The 18,853-nt window shown below is 37.1% G+C and carries 17 protein-coding genes; 5 read left to right on the forward strand and 12 right to left on the reverse strand.

The features are described 5' to 3' along the window. The first annotated feature begins 41 nt into the window (after window positions 1–41). The 3 genes from ACIQXW_RS13865 to ACIQXW_RS13875 all read left to right on the forward strand — a co-directional run bounded on the left by ACIQXW_RS13865 (window position 42) and on the right by ACIQXW_RS13875 (window position 3,397). Window positions 42–692: a lysoplasmalogenase gene (locus tag ACIQXW_RS13865; RefSeq protein WP_402763036.1), complete on the forward strand. Its 651-nt coding sequence runs from the start codon at window positions 42–44 to the stop codon at window positions 690–692. 70 nt (window positions 693–762) lie between these two features. Next, the gene (pepT, locus tag ACIQXW_RS13870; RefSeq protein ID WP_401019462.1) at window positions 763–1,992 is read left to right on the forward strand and encodes a peptidase T; all 1,230 of its coding nucleotides are present in this window, start codon (window positions 763–765) and stop codon (window positions 1,990–1,992) included. Window positions 1,993–2,422: 430 nt separating this feature from the next. Continuing rightward, window positions 2,423–3,397, forward strand: a complete 975-nt coding sequence (locus ACIQXW_RS13875) for a DMT family transporter (protein ID WP_401019464.1) — start codon at window positions 2,423–2,425, stop codon at window positions 3,395–3,397. A 264-nt stretch (window positions 3,398–3,661) separates the two neighbouring features. Here the strand turns inward: ACIQXW_RS13875 and ACIQXW_RS13880 are convergent, their stop codons facing one another. Further along, window positions 3,662–4,093: a DUF4395 domain-containing protein gene (locus ACIQXW_RS13880; RefSeq protein WP_340821165.1), complete on the reverse strand. Its 432-nt coding sequence runs from the start codon at window positions 4,091–4,093 to the stop codon at window positions 3,662–3,664. A gap of 117 nt (window positions 4,094–4,210) precedes the next feature. Here ACIQXW_RS13880 and ACIQXW_RS13885 point away from each other — a divergent pair, with 117 nt between their 5' ends. Next, window positions 4,211–4,921: a Fe-S oxidoreductase gene (locus ACIQXW_RS13885; protein WP_401019467.1), complete on the forward strand. Its 711-nt coding sequence runs from the start codon at window positions 4,211–4,213 to the stop codon at window positions 4,919–4,921. Window positions 4,922–5,005: 84 nt separating this feature from the next. On the opposite strand, the gene ACIQXW_RS13890 is transcribed toward ACIQXW_RS13885, so the two are convergent. Further along, window positions 5,006–5,686 (reverse strand): GNAT family N-acetyltransferase, encoded by a 681-nt coding sequence (locus ACIQXW_RS13890; protein WP_402763041.1) that lies wholly within the window; start codon window positions 5,684–5,686, stop codon window positions 5,006–5,008. Between the two features lie 12 nt (window positions 5,687–5,698). Beyond that, a complete protein-coding gene (locus tag ACIQXW_RS13895; RefSeq protein ID WP_401019472.1) occupies window positions 5,699–6,811 on the reverse strand; it encodes a mandelate racemase/muconate lactonizing enzyme family protein in 1,113 nt (370 codons plus the stop codon). A 78-nt stretch (window positions 6,812–6,889) separates the two neighbouring features. Here ACIQXW_RS13895 and ACIQXW_RS13900 point away from each other — a divergent pair, with 78 nt between their 5' ends. Next, window positions 6,890–8,134 carry a hypothetical protein gene (locus ACIQXW_RS13900; protein WP_340821168.1) on the forward strand — a complete coding sequence of 415 codons (1,245 nt, stop codon included), beginning with the start codon at window positions 6,890–6,892 and terminating at the stop codon, window positions 8,132–8,134. 153 nt (window positions 8,135–8,287) lie between these two features. On the opposite strand, the gene nhaC is transcribed toward ACIQXW_RS13900, so the two are convergent. The 9 genes from nhaC to ACIQXW_RS13945 all read right to left on the reverse strand — a co-directional run bounded on the left by nhaC (window position 8,288) and on the right by ACIQXW_RS13945 (window position 18,775). Beyond that, entirely contained in the window at window positions 8,288–9,736 is a 1,449-nt protein-coding gene (gene nhaC / locus ACIQXW_RS13905; RefSeq protein ID WP_340821169.1) for a Na+/H+ antiporter NhaC, read from the reverse strand. Window positions 9,737–10,015: 279 nt separating this feature from the next. Beyond that, entirely contained in the window at window positions 10,016–11,131 is a 1,116-nt protein-coding gene (locus ACIQXW_RS13910) for an amidohydrolase (protein WP_401019476.1), read from the reverse strand. A 246-nt stretch (window positions 11,132–11,377) separates the two neighbouring features. After that, entirely contained in the window at window positions 11,378–11,521 is a 144-nt protein-coding gene (locus tag ACIQXW_RS13915) for a hypothetical protein (RefSeq protein WP_340821171.1), read from the reverse strand. An 894-nt stretch (window positions 11,522–12,415) separates the two neighbouring features. Then, window positions 12,416–14,461, reverse strand: coding sequence for a TRAP transporter permease (locus tag ACIQXW_RS13920; RefSeq protein WP_401019479.1), 2,046 nt, complete (start codon window positions 14,459–14,461; stop codon window positions 12,416–12,418). Beyond that, on the reverse strand, window positions 14,458–14,973 hold the full coding sequence (locus ACIQXW_RS13925; protein ID WP_402763219.1) for a DUF1850 domain-containing protein: 516 nt from the start codon (window positions 14,971–14,973) through the stop codon (window positions 14,458–14,460). Before ACIQXW_RS13925 ends, ACIQXW_RS13920 begins: the two co-directional genes overlap by 4 nt. Before the next feature lie 197 nt (window positions 14,974–15,170). Beyond that, window positions 15,171–16,130 carry a TAXI family TRAP transporter solute-binding subunit gene (locus ACIQXW_RS13930; protein WP_402763048.1) on the reverse strand — a complete coding sequence of 320 codons (960 nt, stop codon included), beginning with the start codon at window positions 16,128–16,130 and terminating at the stop codon, window positions 15,171–15,173. 328 nt (window positions 16,131–16,458) lie between these two features. Beyond that, complete coding sequence (locus ACIQXW_RS13935; protein ID WP_402763051.1) at window positions 16,459–17,013, reverse strand: superoxide dismutase family protein; 555 nt, start codon at window positions 17,011–17,013, stop codon at window positions 16,459–16,461. A gap of 303 nt (window positions 17,014–17,316) precedes the next feature. Further along, window positions 17,317–17,859, reverse strand: a complete 543-nt coding sequence (locus ACIQXW_RS13940; RefSeq protein WP_340821175.1) for a superoxide dismutase family protein — start codon at window positions 17,857–17,859, stop codon at window positions 17,317–17,319. Window positions 17,860–17,986: 127 nt separating this feature from the next. Then, complete coding sequence (locus ACIQXW_RS13945) at window positions 17,987–18,775, reverse strand: 3D domain-containing protein (RefSeq protein ID WP_401019487.1); 789 nt, start codon at window positions 18,773–18,775, stop codon at window positions 17,987–17,989. Window positions 18,776–18,853: the final 78 nt, after the last annotated feature.

Genomic DNA, 18,853 nt, shown 5'->3' on the forward strand with positions numbered 1-18,853 from the left:
AAACACCGATAGAGAATTTCAATGTAAAGGAGCTGAAAAACTTGGCTAGAAAAATTTTGTTAACGTTTATCATACTATTTGGTCTTTATTATATTTTTTTCTTTTCACATATTGACCAAAGTTTGAAACTAATATTCAAAGTCATTCCTATGATTTTGATTATAATTATGGCTGCAACCCAAAAAGCACAATCAATTAAAAAATATCAACTGTTAATAGTTATTGGGCTAATATTTTGTATGGTAGGTGACTACACATTACAATGGTTTCTTATTGGTCTTTCAAGCTTCTTAATTGGCCATATTTTTTATATTTTTGCCTTTTCAAGTACAAATGAACAGCCAGTACCAACATGGGCGAAAATAGCATTACTGCTATATGGTGTATTAATGGCGGGCTGGATTGCCACTACTGTCTTTAAATCTGGTGAAACTATACTTACTTTTGCAGTTTTAGCGTATATTTCAATCATTTTAACAATGGGCTGGACTGCCATTCGCACTCGTTCTGCTTTCGCTATCATTGGCGCAATATTATTTATCGCATCCGATTCCTATTTAGCGATTAATAAATTTGTCATGCCATTACCTTTTTCACATGAAGTTATTATGATGACATATTATAGTGCTCAAATACTTATTGCCTTGAGCATCCTTCAATATTCCGAAATCCGAAGTAAAGTGGTACAATGAAAGTGCCTGGCACTCAAACAATTCAGAATTGTTTGAGTGCCAGACACCTACAAAGGAGGCCGTATATTCTATGAAAGAACAAGTAATCGAGCGATTAATTCGCTACGCAAAAATTGATACACAATCAGACTTCACAAGTGAAACAACTCCTTCCACTCAAAAGCAATTTGACTTATTGCATGTATTGAAGGATGAACTTGCCGCAATCGGCTTAACAGACATTACATTAGATGACAATGGCTACTTATTTGCAACACTTGAAGCAAATACAGATAAAGAAGTACCGACTATTGGCTTTTTAGCGCATGTGGATACAGCAACAGACTACACTGGTACAAATGTTAATCCGCAACGAATTGACAATTATGATGGCGGTGACATTCAATTAAACGAAAATTTAGCCATGTCTCCAACTGAATTCCCTGAACTAAAAAATTACATTGGGCAAACTCTAATTACAACAGATGGTACGACACTTTTAGGTGCGGACGATAAAGCGGGTATTGTTGAAATTATAACTGCTATGGAATATTTAATAAATAATCCTTCAATTAAGCACGGTAAATTACGTGTAGCGTTCACTCCTGATGAGGAAATTGGCCGTGGACCGCATAAATTTGATGTCGCTGCATTTGGCGCTGATTACGCATATACAATGGATGGCGGACCACTAGGTGAACTTCAGTACGAGAGCTTTAATGCTGCAGGTGTTAAAGTTATTACAAAAGGAACAAGCGTACACCCAGGTTCAGCGAAAAATAAAATGGTCAACTCTATCACAATGGCTATTGCTTTCCAAAACGAAATGCCTACAGATGCAGTACCTGAAAAAACAGAAGGCTATGAAGGTTTTATCCATTTAATGGGCTTTAAAGGCGCTATTGAACATACAGAGCTTTCTTATATTGTACGTGACCATGATCGTCAAAAATTTGAGGCGAAAAAACAATTAATGCGCGATGCTGCTGCCAAAATACAAGCTCAGTTTGGTAAGGATGCACTAACAATTTCTATCGAGGATCAATACTATAATATGGGTGAAAAAATTGAACCTGTAAAAGAAATTGTTGACATTGCACGTCAAGCAATGGAAAAATTAGATATTACACCGAATACATTACCGATTCGCGGTGGTACTGATGGCTCACAACTTTCTTATATGGGCTTACCAACGCCAAATATTTTTGCAGGTGGCGAGAACATGCATGGTAAATACGAATATGTATCTGCCGAAACAATGGAAAAAGCTACACAAGTTATTATTGAGATCGTGCAATTATTTGAACAGCAAGGCAAATAAGTCATTTTTTAATTCGAGCGATAAGAAACAATTTAAAACGAGGACTTTCTAAAAAGTCTTTAAGATATTAAAATCCGCTTCGCTCCTGATGGGTAAGGTACGACTAGTAAAGCTACTAGGCTCGTGCATTTGCTTTTTGTTAGGAGTCAACGCGGATTTTTTCTTTAATAATCAATTATGCCTCGTATAATTAATAACACATTTTTTATAGCCCGCTCGAAAGGCTACTCAATAAATCTACTACATATGCTGGGTCCTTTGATTGCAGGTGAATCTTCATTGTGAACTGCTCGTATATAGCATTTATTCATCTTTTATGGAATTAGCGGCCTCTGCTGAAGCAAGTTAAAGATTGCTCATTATGTAGATGGTGATTTCTCTATAACAATAACTGAATTTTCAAATTACATAAAAGTTAGGATGATGGATTTTGAAAGAAATTGCATTAGGCATTTTAGCTTCACTTTTTTTTGCTGTGACATTTATATTAAATCATGCAATGGAAATGCAAGGAGGCAGTTGGCTATGGAGTGCATCCCTTCGTTATTTCTTCATGCTGCCATTTTTACTAGCTATCGTCTTCTATCGTAAGGGCTTTTCACAACTAACTAATGAAATGAAAAGTAGACCTGTAGCATGGCTACTATGGAGCTTCGTTGGCTTCGTGTTATTTTATGCACCAATTACATTTGCTGCTGCATTCGGTCCGGGCTGGCTCGTTTCTGGAACATGGCAATTTACGATTGTCGCTGGAGTTCTACTCGCTCCCCTCTTTGTAACAGTAATTGCTGGAAAAACAGTGCGTCAAAAAATCCCGTTAATTTCTTTGCTTATTTCATGTGTTATTTTAGCAGGAATTCTACTTATTCAAGTACCACAGGCACAGTCTGTTCCAACAAAAAATCTATTATTAGGAATTTTACCTGTTGTAGTCGCTGCATTTGCCTACCCACTCGGTAATCGCAAAATGATGGAGGTATGCGGGGGACGTGTTGATACATTCCAGCGGGTGCTTGGAATGACAGTTGCTTCAATGCCTGCTTGGATTGTGATGGCCATTTATGCCATTTTAACAGTTGGACTGCCTTCATTAAGTCAAGTTCTACAATCACTACTAGTTGGGATTAGCTCAGGTGTAATTGCAACTATTTTATTTTTCATCGCAACTGATCGCGTTCGTGAACATCAAGGCAAGCTAGCCGCTGTTGAGGCAACTCAATCAACTGAAATACTATTTGTCATTATTGGTGAGGCGTTACTACTTGGAATTGCGTTTCCAGAGCCAATTGCTCTTGCTGGACTTGGTATTATTATTATTGGTATGTTGTTACATAGCTACTATACGATGGTGCTTGGAAAGAAAAGCGTTTCCCAACAATCTCCCCCTTCTGAGCAGTCAACTTAACAAAGGCTGTTAAACTATCTACCAATAAAAAAGGACGACTCATTCCGTATGAATGAGCCGTCTAGAGATTTTACGTTCCCAAAAAATGAGGGGGGTTTTAGGAGCGCTTTATGAACTAGCAAACTTCTGGAGAAAAGTAGCTAAAGTTCATCCTCTCTACACTTGTTTTGCAGAGAAGGAATAATCTTTACAATGATAATGATAATCATTATCAATTAAATTGTCAACTATTATCTTTAAATTATCTTAAAACTTTTTTAACGATTATAATGCTTTCTTAAGTGTCCGTCTATATTGCCATTGCTTTAGCTGAAAATGTAAAAAGCAACCGATACAAAACCCTGCAATTGCAACTGATGAAGCGATTGCTACCATCGTTGTAAAAACATACCCTACTACTTGCCAATTAAACAAAAATGCGACAAGACCACCAGCCAAACATATACTTGCAATACTTGAATTAAACTTTTGCTGCTGTGCATCCTCTGGTATGTACGCAGTAGGAGCTTTTTTCAAAAACAGCTTTCCAAATCGGATGATTGGATTAAAATTACATAATACACCGAGTAAATTGGCTACTAAAGGAATCGCTAATATCCATTCAAACCCTGTTAGCCATGTCAGTATGACACTTAACAGTATAGTCCACTGATTGAGTCGTACGAGCGGCCTTGGAATTGCATGTGGCAATGACATTTTAAAACCTACCTTTCAGATATGTTTAATGTATTTTACTACATTGCATTCCATTTGTGAAGTAAAAATGAATAACTTATAATTGAAGTTAATGATTGAAAAGAAAAGGTGATGACAATGCCCGCTTTAACGATGGATCAAGTCAGACAACTGAATTCCTACAGTATTTATACAACGGAGCCAAAACGAACGTTATTTACATTGGCTGATATACATAAAGACTTTTACCATCCTGATTTTTTAAATTTAATGATGGGCATTACAGATGCTGCAACAGAAACAGCAGCCATTTCCCATTTTGCACGTCGCTATGGTATGTTTTTCGCTATGCAGCTTTATATGCTTGCTGCCTACGATGAAGTATGGGATGGAAAACCCATTGAAATTCGCTTTGATGCAGCTAAGGAATTCAATAGCTTTACTGTCGCAATGTTCGTTAACCCTAACGATTGGCGTTATGTGGATGAAGATGAGCGACAATCAGTCATTGAAAAAATTTTATATGACGGGCATGTTATCGTTCAGCAACTGCGCAAAGTAACATCGATTTCACCCTTAACAATTTGGGAAAACTTCTTTGGCTACCTCCTTTGGCATTATCATATACTGTTGTCTAACCCCGGCTTGGCAGATCAAGCAATGGATGATATTGAAATTTTAGAGAACCCAAAAACATGGGCTCGCTTTTCACAAAAATCTTGGTGGGCGGAATATACTGGCGGTCAGAGCCCTACAAATTTAGTTAATGTTCCTGTCCGAAAATCTTGCTGCTTTTCAAAGGATATTCCCGGCCTACTTGCATGTGGATTTTGCCCACTTAAGAAATAACAAAAAGCCTTACTCTCACATTTGTGTGAAAAAGTAAGGCCTTCTTTTATTTAAATATATCTATTTTGTTAATTAACATTACGGTTATTTTTCATAGACAACGAACCAATCATTTTGGTCTTCATACATTGCAGTTCCCGTATAGCCCTCTTTCAAAAATTGCTGCTGTAAAGCCGTATCCCTCATTAAAACAGCTTTTTTCTCAGTATATACAGGTTGCTCCTGCTGTAGATTCTTATAAAAGATATAGCGTAATTTATCAACATACTTAATCTTCAAGCCCTTTATGACGAGCCCTTGAGAAAACTTATCTTTTAAGCTTGGAATATTATAAGGTTTAACTGTAGAGCAAACATAGTCATAGCAATCCAAATCAATTTCATTCATGACAATAGTCGCTAACGTTTTTTGTAATCCGTAGCCACGATAATGTGGTGAAACATTGGATATCTCCTGATATAAAACGCGATGGAATTGATCCTCAGCAATGCCGCAATCATATCCAAGATGCTCGTCATCAATAGGCGGATTTAATAATGCTCGAAAACCGATTAACGCATTATTAACGTATGCCCCTATCATCAAACCATTTCCCTGCAAAATGTATTCGAATTCTTCTGTAGTTAATGGCTGTAAAATGCTTTGATCGGGTAATGCTTCATATACCTCTTGCTGTAATTTCTGTATTGCTGGTAAATGCTGCAGCTGTAATTGAGTAACATAAAAAGGCGTTTCTCCAAGTATTCCTTCATAAATTCTTTCCATGTTGAAGCCCCCTTAAGCTGTTACTGTTGTTGAAAAATTGCATAGTTCCTTAAGTATTTCTTCATCTACATCTACACCTAAGCCAGGTTTTTCTGTTAAACAAATGAACGGAACATCATAGTGTAAATTGCCGATGTCCTTTGAAAATTTTAATGGACCTGTTAATTCTACACTTGTCATAATTTTTTTAGAAAATGCTACATGGAAACCAGCTGCAGAACCTACAGAAGACTCAACCATTGAACCAATTTGACATTCAATACCTGCCATTTCTGCCATTACCGCTAATTTCATAGCAGGGTAAATCCCACCGCACTTCATTAATTTAATATTCACTTTGTCTGCAGCGCGTTTCAAAATGATTTCACGCATTTCACGTACTCCACGAAGTCCCTCATCAATCATTAACGGTACATCGGATTTCGATTTAATTTCTACCATTCCATCAATATCTTCACTATCAACAGGCTGTTCTAACCAGTCGATATTTAAATCCTTTAGTGCTCGTAAACCTTGTAATGTTGTAGAAGCATTTCCCCACCCTTGGTTTACATCTACACGTATTGCAATATCCTCACCTACACGCTCACGTACTGCTTTTATGCGGGCAACATCTCGTTTAACTTCAGTTCCCACCTTCATTTTAAATGATTGATAGCCCATTTCCACGCGTTTAGCTGCCTCATTTGCCATTTCTTCAGGCGTTCCGATACTCAACACATGTGTAATTGGGAATTTCTCATGATAACGACCGCCAAGTAGCTGATAAACTGGAACCTGTAATGCTTTACCAGCAATATCAAAACAGGCAATATCTATTGCCGCTTTAGCAGCAGGTACATCTTTTACAATGTGATTCATTTTATCGTGAAGCTTCTCAAAAGCCATAGGGTCTTCTCCAATGATTGCAGGTACAAGTTGGTGTTTTAAAATAGCATACGTACTTTCCCATGACTCACCTGTAACATGTTCATCAGGTACTGCTTCTCCATATCCAACAATGCCTGTATCAGTTGTTATTTTCAAAATGATAGAAGGCATTGTATCATATGTAGCATAGCTAATAATAAAAGGATCAATAAGTGGTAATTGAATTGCAAAAATTTCTACTTGTTGGATTTTCATTTTATATCATACTCCTATATAATTTATAGTTGTCGTTAATATGTCGCTAATTATTTAAAAAATAATAGAAAAGGACAGATGCCTTTGTCTACTAAAATAGCAATTATATGTTCGAAACCTTTTAAGAATCGTATACTTAGTATCGCACAAAACATAGAGAATATTCAATTAGAATTTTATCTTTACAATCAGCCTTCTGATGCACCGTCTTTGTTAAAACAAATTAAGCCCTGTGATGCACTATTATTTGGAGGAACATTGCCGTATTTACATGCGCAAACATCTTTAGCAACATTACCGATTCCATGGAATTATTTAAAACAAGATGAGATGACAATTTCTACGACTTTATTATCTCTTATAGCGAACCAGGCAATTCCTTTACAAAGGCTTTCTATCGATGTCATGCACCCTATATTTGTTGATAACGTTCTTACGGAGATAGAATACACCGGTACAAAACCATATGTTCATTCTATTTCAATTACAGAAACGGCTGACGATGTTTTGCAAAAGCATATCGCTCTATGGGAGTCCAAACAAATTGACTATATCGTTACAAGCATTCATACCGTATTTGATGAATTGCAGCTACGAAACATTCCTGCTATGCGAATGCTAGATGCAACGAGTTCCATTATAAAATGTCTAGAAGAAACGAGATCACAATCTCTTCTTACTAAATCAGAATCCGCAAAGGCTGCCGTTGGATTTTTAGATATTCCTGAAACTAGTCATTGTTCGAATATTTTACAGCAAATAACCGCTACAACACATTCAACCTTCAAGCAAATTAGCTCTAACTATTTTGAGCTTTATACAACAGCAGGACATTTACAACATGCACTCGAAAAAGAAAATTTGCAGCATCTTATACAACAAATTGACGTTCCCTTTAGGCTTGCTTTTGGCTATGGACATTCAATTTTTGAAGCAGCCGAAAATGCTACACATGCATTAAAATTTGCCAAACCTTTTGAAATTTATATTTTGGATGAACATAAAAATTTATCTGGACCATTCCCTAAATCAGAAAGTAAACTCTCTTTAAAAACAAAAGATCCGTTTGTTTTACAAATGGCTAAACAGACAAGCTTAAGCCCATTAAACATTTCTAAAATTATTCAATTTAGCAAAGAACGACAGGCATCACAATTTACAGCGCAAAATCTTTCAGAGTACTTACAAGTTACACGACGTACGACTGAACGTATTATTAAAAAATTAGTTGATCATGGCTATGCTAAAGTTGTTGGCGAAGAAATGCCCCACCAACAAGGACGACCACGCACTATTTATGAATTGGACTTTGCAACCTATTAATATACAAGACAAGCCCCTACACAGCGCTTTTCATTGGCGAACGAAGAATCTCATCATACGGCATCAACCATGCTTAGAGCGTCTCTTCACTTTCCAATAGCAATCTATGTACTGGGGCTTGTCTTGTTTTGAATTTAAGCAAGACTCATTTTATTAGTCTGCTACAACCATATTATTCATCTCTTGTTCTTGCGCTTCTTTTTTTCGTTGCTTTGCCTCTTCAATCTGTTCTGGTGTCATCTTTACAATCGCAAATCCAACATAACCATAAATTATTGAAATAATTGGCACAGCAAAGTTAAGAATTGCATAAGGTGCATATTCCATCGCACTTACACCTAATGTCGCTAAAATAAATACGCCACAAGTGTTCCAAGGGAAGAATACAGATGTTAATGTTCCCCCATCTTCTAGAGCACGCGATAAATTTTTTGAGTGCAAGCCACGTTTTTGGTAAACGTCAGCAAACATTCGTGAAGGGACAACAATTGATATGTACTGCTCAGAACATGTCGCATTTGTTGTAATACATGCAGCAATTGTTGAAGCAATAAGGCTACCTGTAGATTTAGCAAACTTAACGACAACATCCATAAGTGCCTTTAACATGCCTGAATATTCTAGGACCCCACCAAAAGTCATGGCAACAATTGTCATTGAAACCGTATACATCATTGAATCTAAGCCACCACGATTAAAGAGGTCGTCCACCATTTCATTTCCTGTAGAAATCGCAAACCCTTCTTGTAAGGCATGGACAGCCATAGTTGGTGATCCACCTTGTACAAAAATTTGTAATAAGAAGCCTGAAATAACCCCAATAACTAATGCTGGGATTGCCGGAACTTTTTTTGCCACCATTACAATAACGCCAACTGGGACAAGTAATAACCATGGAGAAATCACAAAGCTTTTTTCCATCACATCAAGCGTTGTCATAATTTTTTCTGAATCCATCGATACATCAGCGAAACGTCTTCCCATAAAGCCAAATGCGACAAGTGTAATGATTAATGCGGGAATAGTTGTGTAAAGCATATGTTTTATATGATCAAACAAGTCTGTGTTTGTTAGACCTGCTGCTAGATTTGTAGTATCAGATAAAGGTGACATTTTATCACCAAAATAAGAACCTGAAATAACTGCTCCTGCAATCATTGGTGCGGGAATACCCATACTTAAACCGATCCCCATACCAGCGACACCGATTGTTGCCATTGTTGACCATGAGCTCCCAATCGCTAGCGAAACGATTGAACATAATAATAAAATCGTTACTAAAAACCAAGCTGGAGAAATTAATTTTAATCCGTAGAAAATCATTGTGGCAACGACTCCTCCACCAATCCACGCACCTATTGTCAATCCAACTAAAATGATAATGACAATGGCCGGAAGAGCTAGGCGGATACCTTTATACATCATTTCCTCAATTTCCATCCACTTAAAACCATGCATTTTGGCAACAATCGCTGCTACAATTGTTCCAACAATCAATGGCACGTGAGGACTCTGCTCTAACATAACTACTGTAACAAGCATCGTAGTAATCATTATTGCGAAAGTTAGGAGTGCCCAACTCGCACTAATTTCCTTTTTCATTGTCCCATCCCCTTTTTTTGCACCCAATGACAATTTACTATTTCACAAGTGCAAATATATTTTTACGATTTTTAGCTTAATATCCCAAAAATAGAAAGTCAACGCAAAAATTTTATGCTTCTATAGCAATTTCGACTGTTAAAGGGAAAAAAAACGCTTCCAAATAGCTTTTATAAACCATTCAAAACAGCGTATCTTTATGCATTTCTGCTGTTTATAGGCAATCTAAAAAAGGTTCTACCCAACGTAAATTGTTGGATAGAACCTTTTCAAAATATTCTACTTATTTTCAGGCTTTTTTTCTAATACACAAGCAAGTACTTTCGATGCATCTATTAACGCACTTCGTTCAAAAGTCATTTTTGGGTGATGTAACCCAGGGCCTAAATTAGCACCAATTCCAATCATCGTTGCCTTTAGCTCTGGTTTTTTCACTGTATAAAAATGAAAATCATCGCTACCAGGTGTTGTAATTTCCTCAGCTAAAAATTGCTCGCCAAGTGATTCTAATATAGCGTTTTTAGCCATACGAGCAGCTATAGGCGAAACTTCTGCACCAGGCGTGAAATCGACCCATTTCCATTTCAGTTCAATTTCAAACTGCTGCTGAATTGATTTCAAACCTGCTTCAATACGGCTTCGAAGCAACTCAAGCTGATCATTATGCTGTGCCCGAATATCCATTGCAAAGCTTGCAGTACCTGGAATAATATTCGTGCTACCACCATCCGCAATAATCTTTGTTAATTTTGCAGAGTGCGGCTCGAACGGCGACAAATGGATACTATTTAACATTAACTGGATAGCCATAATAACATCAATCGCATTTTTCCCTTGGTGTGGTCTTGCACCATGTGCATCTGTGCCATGAATAGTCCCATCTAAAAAATACGCTGCTCCATGATGGATAGCAGGTGAAACCTTTCCTAAAGGAAGCTCTTCAATAGGTCTCAAATGGACACCAAATAAATGTGAAACTCCATCTACAGCACCACGATCAAATGCGGCACAAGCACCATTTCCTACTTCTTCAGCAGGTTGGAAAATAAATCGTACACGATGTTGTAACGGTCGATCTTTTAGTAACAATAATGCTCCTAGAACCATTGTAATATTGGCATCATGACCACACGAATGGTTTGCCTGCCATTTGCCATCTACCTCTTGCCATAGTGCATCAATATCTGCACGAACTGCAACGATCTCATCGCCTGTACCAATTTCTGCAAGCAACCCTGGTACATCGCCTAACAAACGGTATGAAACGTTTAAATCATCTAATATAGATGCAATTTTTTTTGTTGTTTCATACTCCTTCCAGCTTACTTCTGGATAATTATGAAAATGTTCAAACCATTGATACATTGTTTCTTCTAACATTGCTGCACTTGTCATAACTACACCTCGATATACCTTTTTTTCTCCCCCATTATACATGAAAGCTTTTTAGAAAAGTATATATGAAATTAGTACTATATTCATTTAAATATCATATAACTTAATATTAAGAGTATGTTTAAAACCTTCTTACTATTTTATGTAAACTTCATACAAATTGTGTCTGTACAATTTGTATACATATCAAAGGGCTGTGCTAAAAGATATAGTTCTACTTTTAGCACAGCCCTTTTGAAAAATGTTTTATAAACTTGTAAAAAACCCCTCTGGATATTCTTCATAATGTATTTGAATTGGTTGCTCCTCATTGTTTTGGTCAGTAATTTGTAATTCCGACTCCTGGTCCATCAAATATGTTTCAAATTTCGATTTTAAAATGTGCTCCATTTCGTTACCTCCTTTATTAATAGAATTTTCCGATAAAAGAATTATATACTAGCTTTTTATTAAAAATCAACAAATAATACTCATTATGCATAATAAATATTAATTTCATCTCATTTCGAGATAATAAAACTTTAAATTTATTGCAGTTCCACGTAAAAATCATGCCTTATTCTTTTTTGAAATCTAAAAATAGATAGAGGAAATGGAAAAAGTGTTAGATTGACTGTAATCAATCTAACACTTTTTCGCCATGTCTTTGATGTCCGCTACGGCGCGCGCTTTCCGCGGGCACATCGTAAGCCACAACCGTCGCTGTCGCGCCGCCTGTTGCGTCTTACGTTTTGTGCTGTTCCCGCAGGAGTCACTCGCCTTCGCTACCATCGTTCACTTCTATTTTTTTATTTACTGCAATAGATTGAACCTCTAAGGCTTCATTTTTATTACATTAGCGAAAAAATGCCATTAATCTATCACTTTTTACCGCATCGTTAATGTCCGCTACGGCGCGTGCTTTCCCTGGGCACATCGTAAGCCACAACCGTCGCTGTCGCGCCGCCTGTTGTGGCTTACGTTTTGTGCTGTTCCCGCAGGAGTCACTCGCCTTCGCTACCATCGTTCATTTCTAATTTTTTATTTACTGCAAAAGATTGAACCACTAAGTTTCATTTTTATTACATAGCGGAAAAATGCCCTCAATCTATCACTTTTTCGCCATGTCTTTGATGTCCGCTACGGCGCGTGTTTCCGCGGGCACATCGTAAGCCACAACCGTCGCTGTCGCGCCGCCTGTTGCGTCTTACGTTTTGTGCTGTTCCCGCAGGAGTCACTCGCCTTCGCTACCATGGACTTTTGCTTTTATTTTATAATACAGTTTGAAATTTTATTATTTTTTAATTAAGCAGTCACACTTTTAGTATGGCTGTTGTCATTATCAGTACCGTTTCCACCATATTTGTGCTGTGTTAAAATTTGAATTACTACAAGTACAATAAAAATTCCAAGTCCTGCCCAGTCTGAAAACTTTTCAGGATAGATAAGCAATAGACCAGCTACGATAGCAAACAAACGCTCAATCCATAGAACTTTACGGTACCAGAACCCTATTACGCCAGCACCGATTGCGACCATCCCAGTAACAGCGGTAAATACTACCCATAAAATTTGAGGTATCGTCGTATCTATCATTAATAAAGCTGGCGAGAAAACAATCATATATGGAATAATAAATGCTGCAATAGCAAGCTTTGCAGAGTTAACGCCAGTCTTAATTGGATCTCCACCTGAAATACCAGAAGCAGCAAATGCGGCGAGTGCTACAGGTGGTGTAATATCGGCAATGATACCAAAGTAGAATACAAAGAAGTGTGCCGATAATAAAATAACAACTGGCACTAATTCTTGTGGTGTATTTGGCGATAATAATGCCACAATTGCAGGTGCTGCTATCGTTGACGTAATAACGTAGTTTGCCGTTGTTGGGGCACCCATTCCTAAAATTAGTGATGCAATCATAACGAAAACAAGCGTTAAAATAATGCTTCCCCCTGCTAATGCTACTAAACTATTAGCTAAACTTAATCCTAGGCCAGTTTTAACAACTACTCCGACAATGATACCTGCACAAGCTGTTGCTGCTACAACACCCAATGCCGTACGAGCGCCCTCCACTAACGCATCGACAATATCTTTTGGTTTTAAACGAGTATCTTTGTTGAACATTGTTACAGCAATTGAAATAACAATTCCGTAAAGTGCAGCATGCATAACAGGTGTTCCGGTTAACATTAAAACAATAATAGCAATAATAGGTAGTAATAAATATATCTTCTTGAATACTTCTTTACGATTAGGCATTTGATCATCACGTAAGCCTCTTAAGCCGACCCGTTTTGCTTCAAAATGGGTCATAATCCAAATACCTGTAAAATAAAGCAACGCAGGAATTGCGGCTGCTTTTGCAATATCCCAATATGTAATTCCGCGTCCTATAAATTCTACCATTAGAAACGCCGCGGCACCCATAATCGGAGGCATTAACTGACCACCAGTAGAAGCTGCTGCTTCAACTGCACCAGCAAATTCTTTACGATATCCAAGTTTTTTCATCATCGGGATTGTATACGAACCTGATGTTACAACGTTGGCCACAGAACTTCCTGAAATCATCCCTTGTAGGGCACTTGAGAAGACAGCTACCTTAGCTGGACCACCAATTAATTTTCCAGCGAAAGCTACAGCTAAATCATTAAAATACTGACCAACCCCTGTTTTTACAAGGAACGCACCAAATAATAAGAACACAAAAATAAATGTAGCAGATACACTAATCGGTGTTCCTAAAATACCATCTGTCGTAAAATACATAAGGTTAACGATACTTTCAAAATCTTGCCCTCTGTGCGCCATAAAGGCAGGGAAATAAGGACCAAAATAAGCATAAATCAAGAAACAAGTCGCGATAATCATAATCGGTAAGCCTACCGCTCGGCGAGCAGCCTCAAGCACGAGAACGACAGCAATTAAACCTACTAAAAAGTCCAACTGTGTGATGGTACCATTACGATTAACAAGCTCCGTATAATTTAATGCCCAATACGAACCTACAACTACAGATAATAACGATAAAATATAATCAAACCATGCAATTTTATGCTTTGGCGCTTTTCTTCGAGCTGGGAATAATAAGAAAATAAGTGCTAACCCAAACCCTAAGTGGATAGTCCGTTGAATCGGTGCTGTAAATTGCCCGAAAATCGCAGTATATAATTGAAACAATGAAAATGCTAATAATCCAAAGAAGATTACATGCTTCATGATTCCTGAAATCGTACGCACATTTGATTCAATATCGTACTTTTCAAGTATTGCTTGTTGCTCTTCTGCCGATATTTGTTCAAATTGTTCTTTTACTTCGTTGTTGCGTTCCTTCAGTTTTGTCATTTCAACCTAACTCCTTTCCATCTTTCATAAAGTGATAATCGCTTCACCTCAAATAAATAGGATTTACCCCTTTGTAAATCTTTTTTTAAATCATATTCATAACTTTTATAAACAAACACAAGATCTAAGTCTAAATCCCCAATAAAAATTGTGAAATTATCAATGACTTCCTTGTCAAATTGCAGAAAATACTTACCATCTCGTTGTGTTAATGTTTGATTTTCTTCCGCGTAACCCGGCATACCAACCGCTAAGTCTTCATACTCCATTCCTAACATTTGAATACGCTTCTTTTCTACGCATCGATAATATTCAAACACATCAGATTTATGGATTGAATGTGTGTACCTTATACTGAAAGCATTATCAGCAGCAAATGGTATATAATGCACTTTCGGATTGTCTATACGTGTTTCTGTAAATGCGAATACCTTTTGAAGAGGAAGAAAAATAATTATGCCAAAGCATATACAACATAAGGCTATAACAAAAACCACTTTCCTCTTTCGCATCACATCTATTCCCCCACTTTAAAAACTATCCGCTTTTTTGTTTTGCCTTAACGAATCAAAAAGGACCCGAAGCTTTACGCAATCCGAGCCCCTTTGTCTGTTTAGGAAAATGCTTATTCAATGTCGAGAATATTCACATCACATAGTCAAACTAAGAGCAAATAAAAGCTTTCTCATTAGCATGGAACTTATGTTTTTTATTTCTTTTCATCAAAGTATTTTTGTGCGCCTGGATGAATATCAATGCTGATACCATCTAAAGCCGTTTCCGCTTTAATAAATGCACCTTTTGCATGCGAAATCTTATCCGTGTTGTCATAAATAGCTTTCGTCATAGCGTAAACAACATCGTCTGGTAAATCTTTTTTCACTGCCAACATCGCAAGTACAGAAACTGTCTCCGTATCTTTTGCAATACCGTAAGTACCAGCTTTTACTGTGTCTTTTGCATAGTAAGGGTATTTGGCAATTAGCTCATCTGCTTTCCCAGCATCTACACCGATAATATTGACTTTTGTTGTTGCATTTAATGCTTCTACAGCTCCTGTTGGTGTACCAGCCGTAATAAATGCAGCATCAATTTGTCCTGATTGAAGTCCATCAGTAGACTCACCAAAATCAAGATTTTGCGCTTTTACGTCATCCATTGTTAAGCCATGGATTTCAAGTAATTGTTCAGCATTCGCATAAGTCCCTGAACCTGGAGCACCTACAGAGACTTTTTTCCCTTTTAAATCAGCATATGTTTTAATACCTGAAGCTTCTGTCGTCACTAATTGCACAGTCTCTGGGTAAAGGGCACCTAAAGCAGCAATCGAATCGATTTTTTTACCATCAAACATTAATTTTCCTTCAGTTGCGTAATAAGCAATATCCGTTTGTACAAACGCAATCTCACCTTTACCATCTTGCAAAGCAGTCATATTAGCTGCAGATGCTTGAGAAACTTCTGCTGTTGTTTTAATGTCTGTTTCTGTTGTAATTAAATCAGCAAATGTACCACCTAATGCATAGTAAGTACCTTGCGTTCCACCCGTTAATAAACTTAAATATTCTAGCTTATCAGAGCCAGTACTACTATCAGTTCCACATGCAGCTAAAATAAATAATGCAATGGCACTTAATAGCATTAACAATCTAAATTGCTTTTTCTTCATATTAATCTTCCCCCTTTTGGAAATATTATAAGAATCTATTTAAAATTATCAAATTAAGTATAATTATGTCAATCTATTTATAGTAAATTCAGATAATTATATTTATACTCTTTGTCCCATTCATCAATTATCACTACTTACAAATAAACTCTCATTTACCCTTTATTTATCTCTAATAAACTATTAAATTATATTTTATCAGAAAATATAATTAATTTAAAATGTATACATTTTGTATAAAAATTACATTACACCCTTTACCAATGGTCCTTATTACAAAGAAAAGACTGTATCTAAATTTTCCATAGATACAGTCTTTCTATCGCCCTTATTGAATAACCCCACATGCAATTCTTGCACCAGAATTACCAGAAGGATCCGTTTTATAGTCGTCTGCTGATTCATGAATAACTAACGCTGTACCTTCTCCATCAAGTAAGGAGTTTTCTACATTTTTTTGTAAAGAGACACCTTCAGCCACGAAATTTAAATCTACAGTACCATCTTCACCAATTTCTAAATTTGGTAAGTCACCTAAGTGATAGCCCTTTGGATTTAATGTACCATGCTCTTTATGTGTCGGATTAAAGTGAGGACCCGCCGATTCAAACGTTGGTGGTTCACATTTTCCTACCGAATGAATATGAATACCATGTGTTCCTGCTGGTATGCCACTTAATGCTAATGTTACTTTGACTCCATTGTCCTCTTCTTCAAAATAGGCATTTCCATAGCTTTCATTGTTTGAACCAATTACTTTTGCAGTTGCCGTTAAAGTTGATTTTGGAGCGTTTACAGCTACTTTATCCTCTTTTTTATCAAAGAAGCTGCATCCTCCGACAAATACGGTCAATGAAATAATGAACATTGATATTTTTTTCATGTTATTACCTCCTCTATTTCTGATGGTACCCATCTCACCGATTACTTATGCAATATGTACTGGTGATTTCCCATCACTTTTCAAAAGGTAATACAATAACTTCTGCATCTTACCAGCTTTGTATGAAGTAATGCTACTGTGAAGAATACTGTCCAAGTCGCTCCCTTTATAGCATGTATGGTTCTAACAAACAAACCATGTGCTAGCGATGGTTGCTACTGACAGGGTGATTTTTAGAAATCAATGGAGCCGTTATTTAAAATGAGAAAGGACTATATCTATATAAGATATAGTCCTTCTCTATTATGATTGAATTACGCCACATGCAATTCTTCCACCAGATTCACCAGTGGGATCAGTCATGTAGTCGTCCGTTGATTCATGAATAACGATCGCAGTACCCTCTCCATCAAGTAAAGAATACTCTGCATCTTTTTTCAAAGTGACACCTTCTGCCATAACAGTCATTTTGGCCGTGCCATCCTCAGCTATTTCTAAATTCGGCAAGTCTCCAAGGTGGTGACCATTTGGATTATCCTTCCCATGCTCTTTAAAAGTTGGGTTAAAGTGGCCACCAGCTGTTCCGAAATCTGGACCTTCACATTTTCCAGCTTCATGTATATGCATGCCATGTAATCCTTTTGCCTCTGCAGGAAAACCACTTAAATTTAATGTCACCTTGACACCATTATCCTGCTCTTCAAAATAGGCATCTCCATAGCTTTCATTATTAGAGCCTATAACTTTTGCAGTTGCTGTTAAAGAAGAGTTAGCTTCCTCCTTATTACTAGCACACCCAACCAAAAATACACCTAAAGAAATAATCAATAAAGTTGTCAGTTTCATTAAATTACCTCCTTTTTTTATAGTTTATCACCTGTCTAAATAATTGTGCAACTGATAACTAGGCATTTATCCTCATAGTAAAAAATAAGGATTTCTCAGAAAAAACACTGAGAAATCCCTATTTTAATTAATTTAAAATTTTTACTGTAACTGTTCTTACACCCCAATTACGGGCTTGTCCATCTGATGGAATAAAAACATCAATTTTATTTCCTTTTATCGCACCGCCAGTATCAGCAGCAATCGCTTCACCATACCCTTCAACCCATACCTTTGTTCCAAGAGGAATAACTCTTGGGTCAACAGCAATTACTTTTAAATTTGGATTTGAGCGTATATCGGTCCCGTTCGCTGTAATACCTGAGCAACCTGTACAATATGCCGTATAAGCCGTAGCACGCATCGTATATGTTTGGCCATCTTGGTTAGATGGCGCACTCGTAACTGTTGTTACAGGCTTTGGTGTAGTTTTTTTCACAGTACTCGAAGAACTAGAAGTACTCGCTACACTCTTTTCAGTTTTAGGTTTTGCTGCAGATGCCTTAACAGCTAAAGCGTCACCAACTAAAATTAAATCAGATGAAAGGTTGTTCCATTCTTGTAAATCTTCAACTTCCACATTATAAACTTTTGCAAGGCTGAATAATGTGTCGCCAGCCTCAATAAGATGAGTCTCGTCGGTCGTATCCTCTTTTAAAATTCTTTCGATACTTAAGGCTTGTTCCGGATCAACCCATATGGTATCAATTTCATCTAACTCCTTCAAATCCGCTAAACTCAAATTAAAAATATTGGGTAATCCCCACAGTGTCTCGCCAATCTGACCAGTATATGCTGCCTTAGCGGGAGTGGCACTCCCGAACATCCCCATGCCAAGAGTCAATGCTACAGCTAATGCTATCGCTTTTTTCTTCATAATAAGTAATACCTCCAGTTGTTTAATTTTCTGCATTCCGTTGCTAGCACACTAGAGAATTAGGCTCTTAAATTATGC

The sequence above is a fragment of the Lysinibacillus sp. NPDC097162 genome (assembly GCF_044762185.1).
In the GTDB taxonomy this organism is placed as follows: domain Bacteria; phylum Bacillota; class Bacilli; order Bacillales_A; family Planococcaceae; genus Lysinibacillus.

Excerpts from the sequence above, each read along its gene's own strand:
- ACIQXW_RS13945 (WP_401019487.1), bottom strand. The coding sequence starts at position 18,775 with ATGAAGAAAAAAGCGATAGCATTAGCTGTAGCATTGACTCTTGGCATG.
- ACIQXW_RS13910 (WP_401019476.1), bottom strand. The coding sequence starts at position 11,131 with ATGACAAGTGCAGCAATGTTAGAAGAAACAATGTATCAATGGTTTGAA.
- ACIQXW_RS13900 (WP_340821168.1), top strand. The coding sequence starts at position 6,890 with ATGCCTTTGTCTACTAAAATAGCAATTATATGTTCGAAACCTTTTAAG.
- ACIQXW_RS13895 (WP_401019472.1), bottom strand. The coding sequence starts at position 6,811 with ATGAAAATCCAACAAGTAGAAATTTTTGCAATTCAATTACCACTTATT.
- ACIQXW_RS13920 (WP_401019479.1), bottom strand. The coding sequence starts at position 14,461 with ATGACAAAACTGAAGGAACGCAACAACGAAGTAAAAGAACAATTTGAA.
- ACIQXW_RS13930 (WP_402763048.1), bottom strand. The coding sequence starts at position 16,130 with ATGAAGAAAAAGCAATTTAGATTGTTAATGCTATTAAGTGCCATTGCA.
- ACIQXW_RS13935 (WP_402763051.1), bottom strand. The coding sequence starts at position 17,013 with ATGAAAAAAATATCAATGTTCATTATTTCATTGACCGTATTTGTCGGA.
- ACIQXW_RS13890 (WP_402763041.1), bottom strand. The coding sequence starts at position 5,686 with ATGGAAAGAATTTATGAAGGAATACTTGGAGAAACGCCTTTTTATGTT.
- pepT (WP_401019462.1), top strand. The coding sequence starts at position 763 with ATGAAAGAACAAGTAATCGAGCGATTAATTCGCTACGCAAAAATTGAT.
- ACIQXW_RS13925 (WP_402763219.1), bottom strand. The coding sequence starts at position 14,973 with ATGCGAAAGAGGAAAGTGGTTTTTGTTATAGCCTTATGTTGTATATGC.
- ACIQXW_RS13915 (WP_340821171.1), bottom strand. The coding sequence starts at position 11,521 with ATGGAGCACATTTTAAAATCGAAATTTGAAACATATTTGATGGACCAG.
- ACIQXW_RS13880 (WP_340821165.1), bottom strand. The coding sequence starts at position 4,093 with ATGTCATTGCCACATGCAATTCCAAGGCCGCTCGTACGACTCAATCAG.
- ACIQXW_RS13940 (WP_340821175.1), bottom strand. The coding sequence starts at position 17,859 with ATGAAACTGACAACTTTATTGATTATTTCTTTAGGTGTATTTTTGGTT.
- nhaC (WP_340821169.1), bottom strand. The coding sequence starts at position 9,736 with ATGAAAAAGGAAATTAGTGCGAGTTGGGCACTCCTAACTTTCGCAATA.
- ACIQXW_RS13885 (WP_401019467.1), top strand. The coding sequence starts at position 4,211 with ATGCCCGCTTTAACGATGGATCAAGTCAGACAACTGAATTCCTACAGT.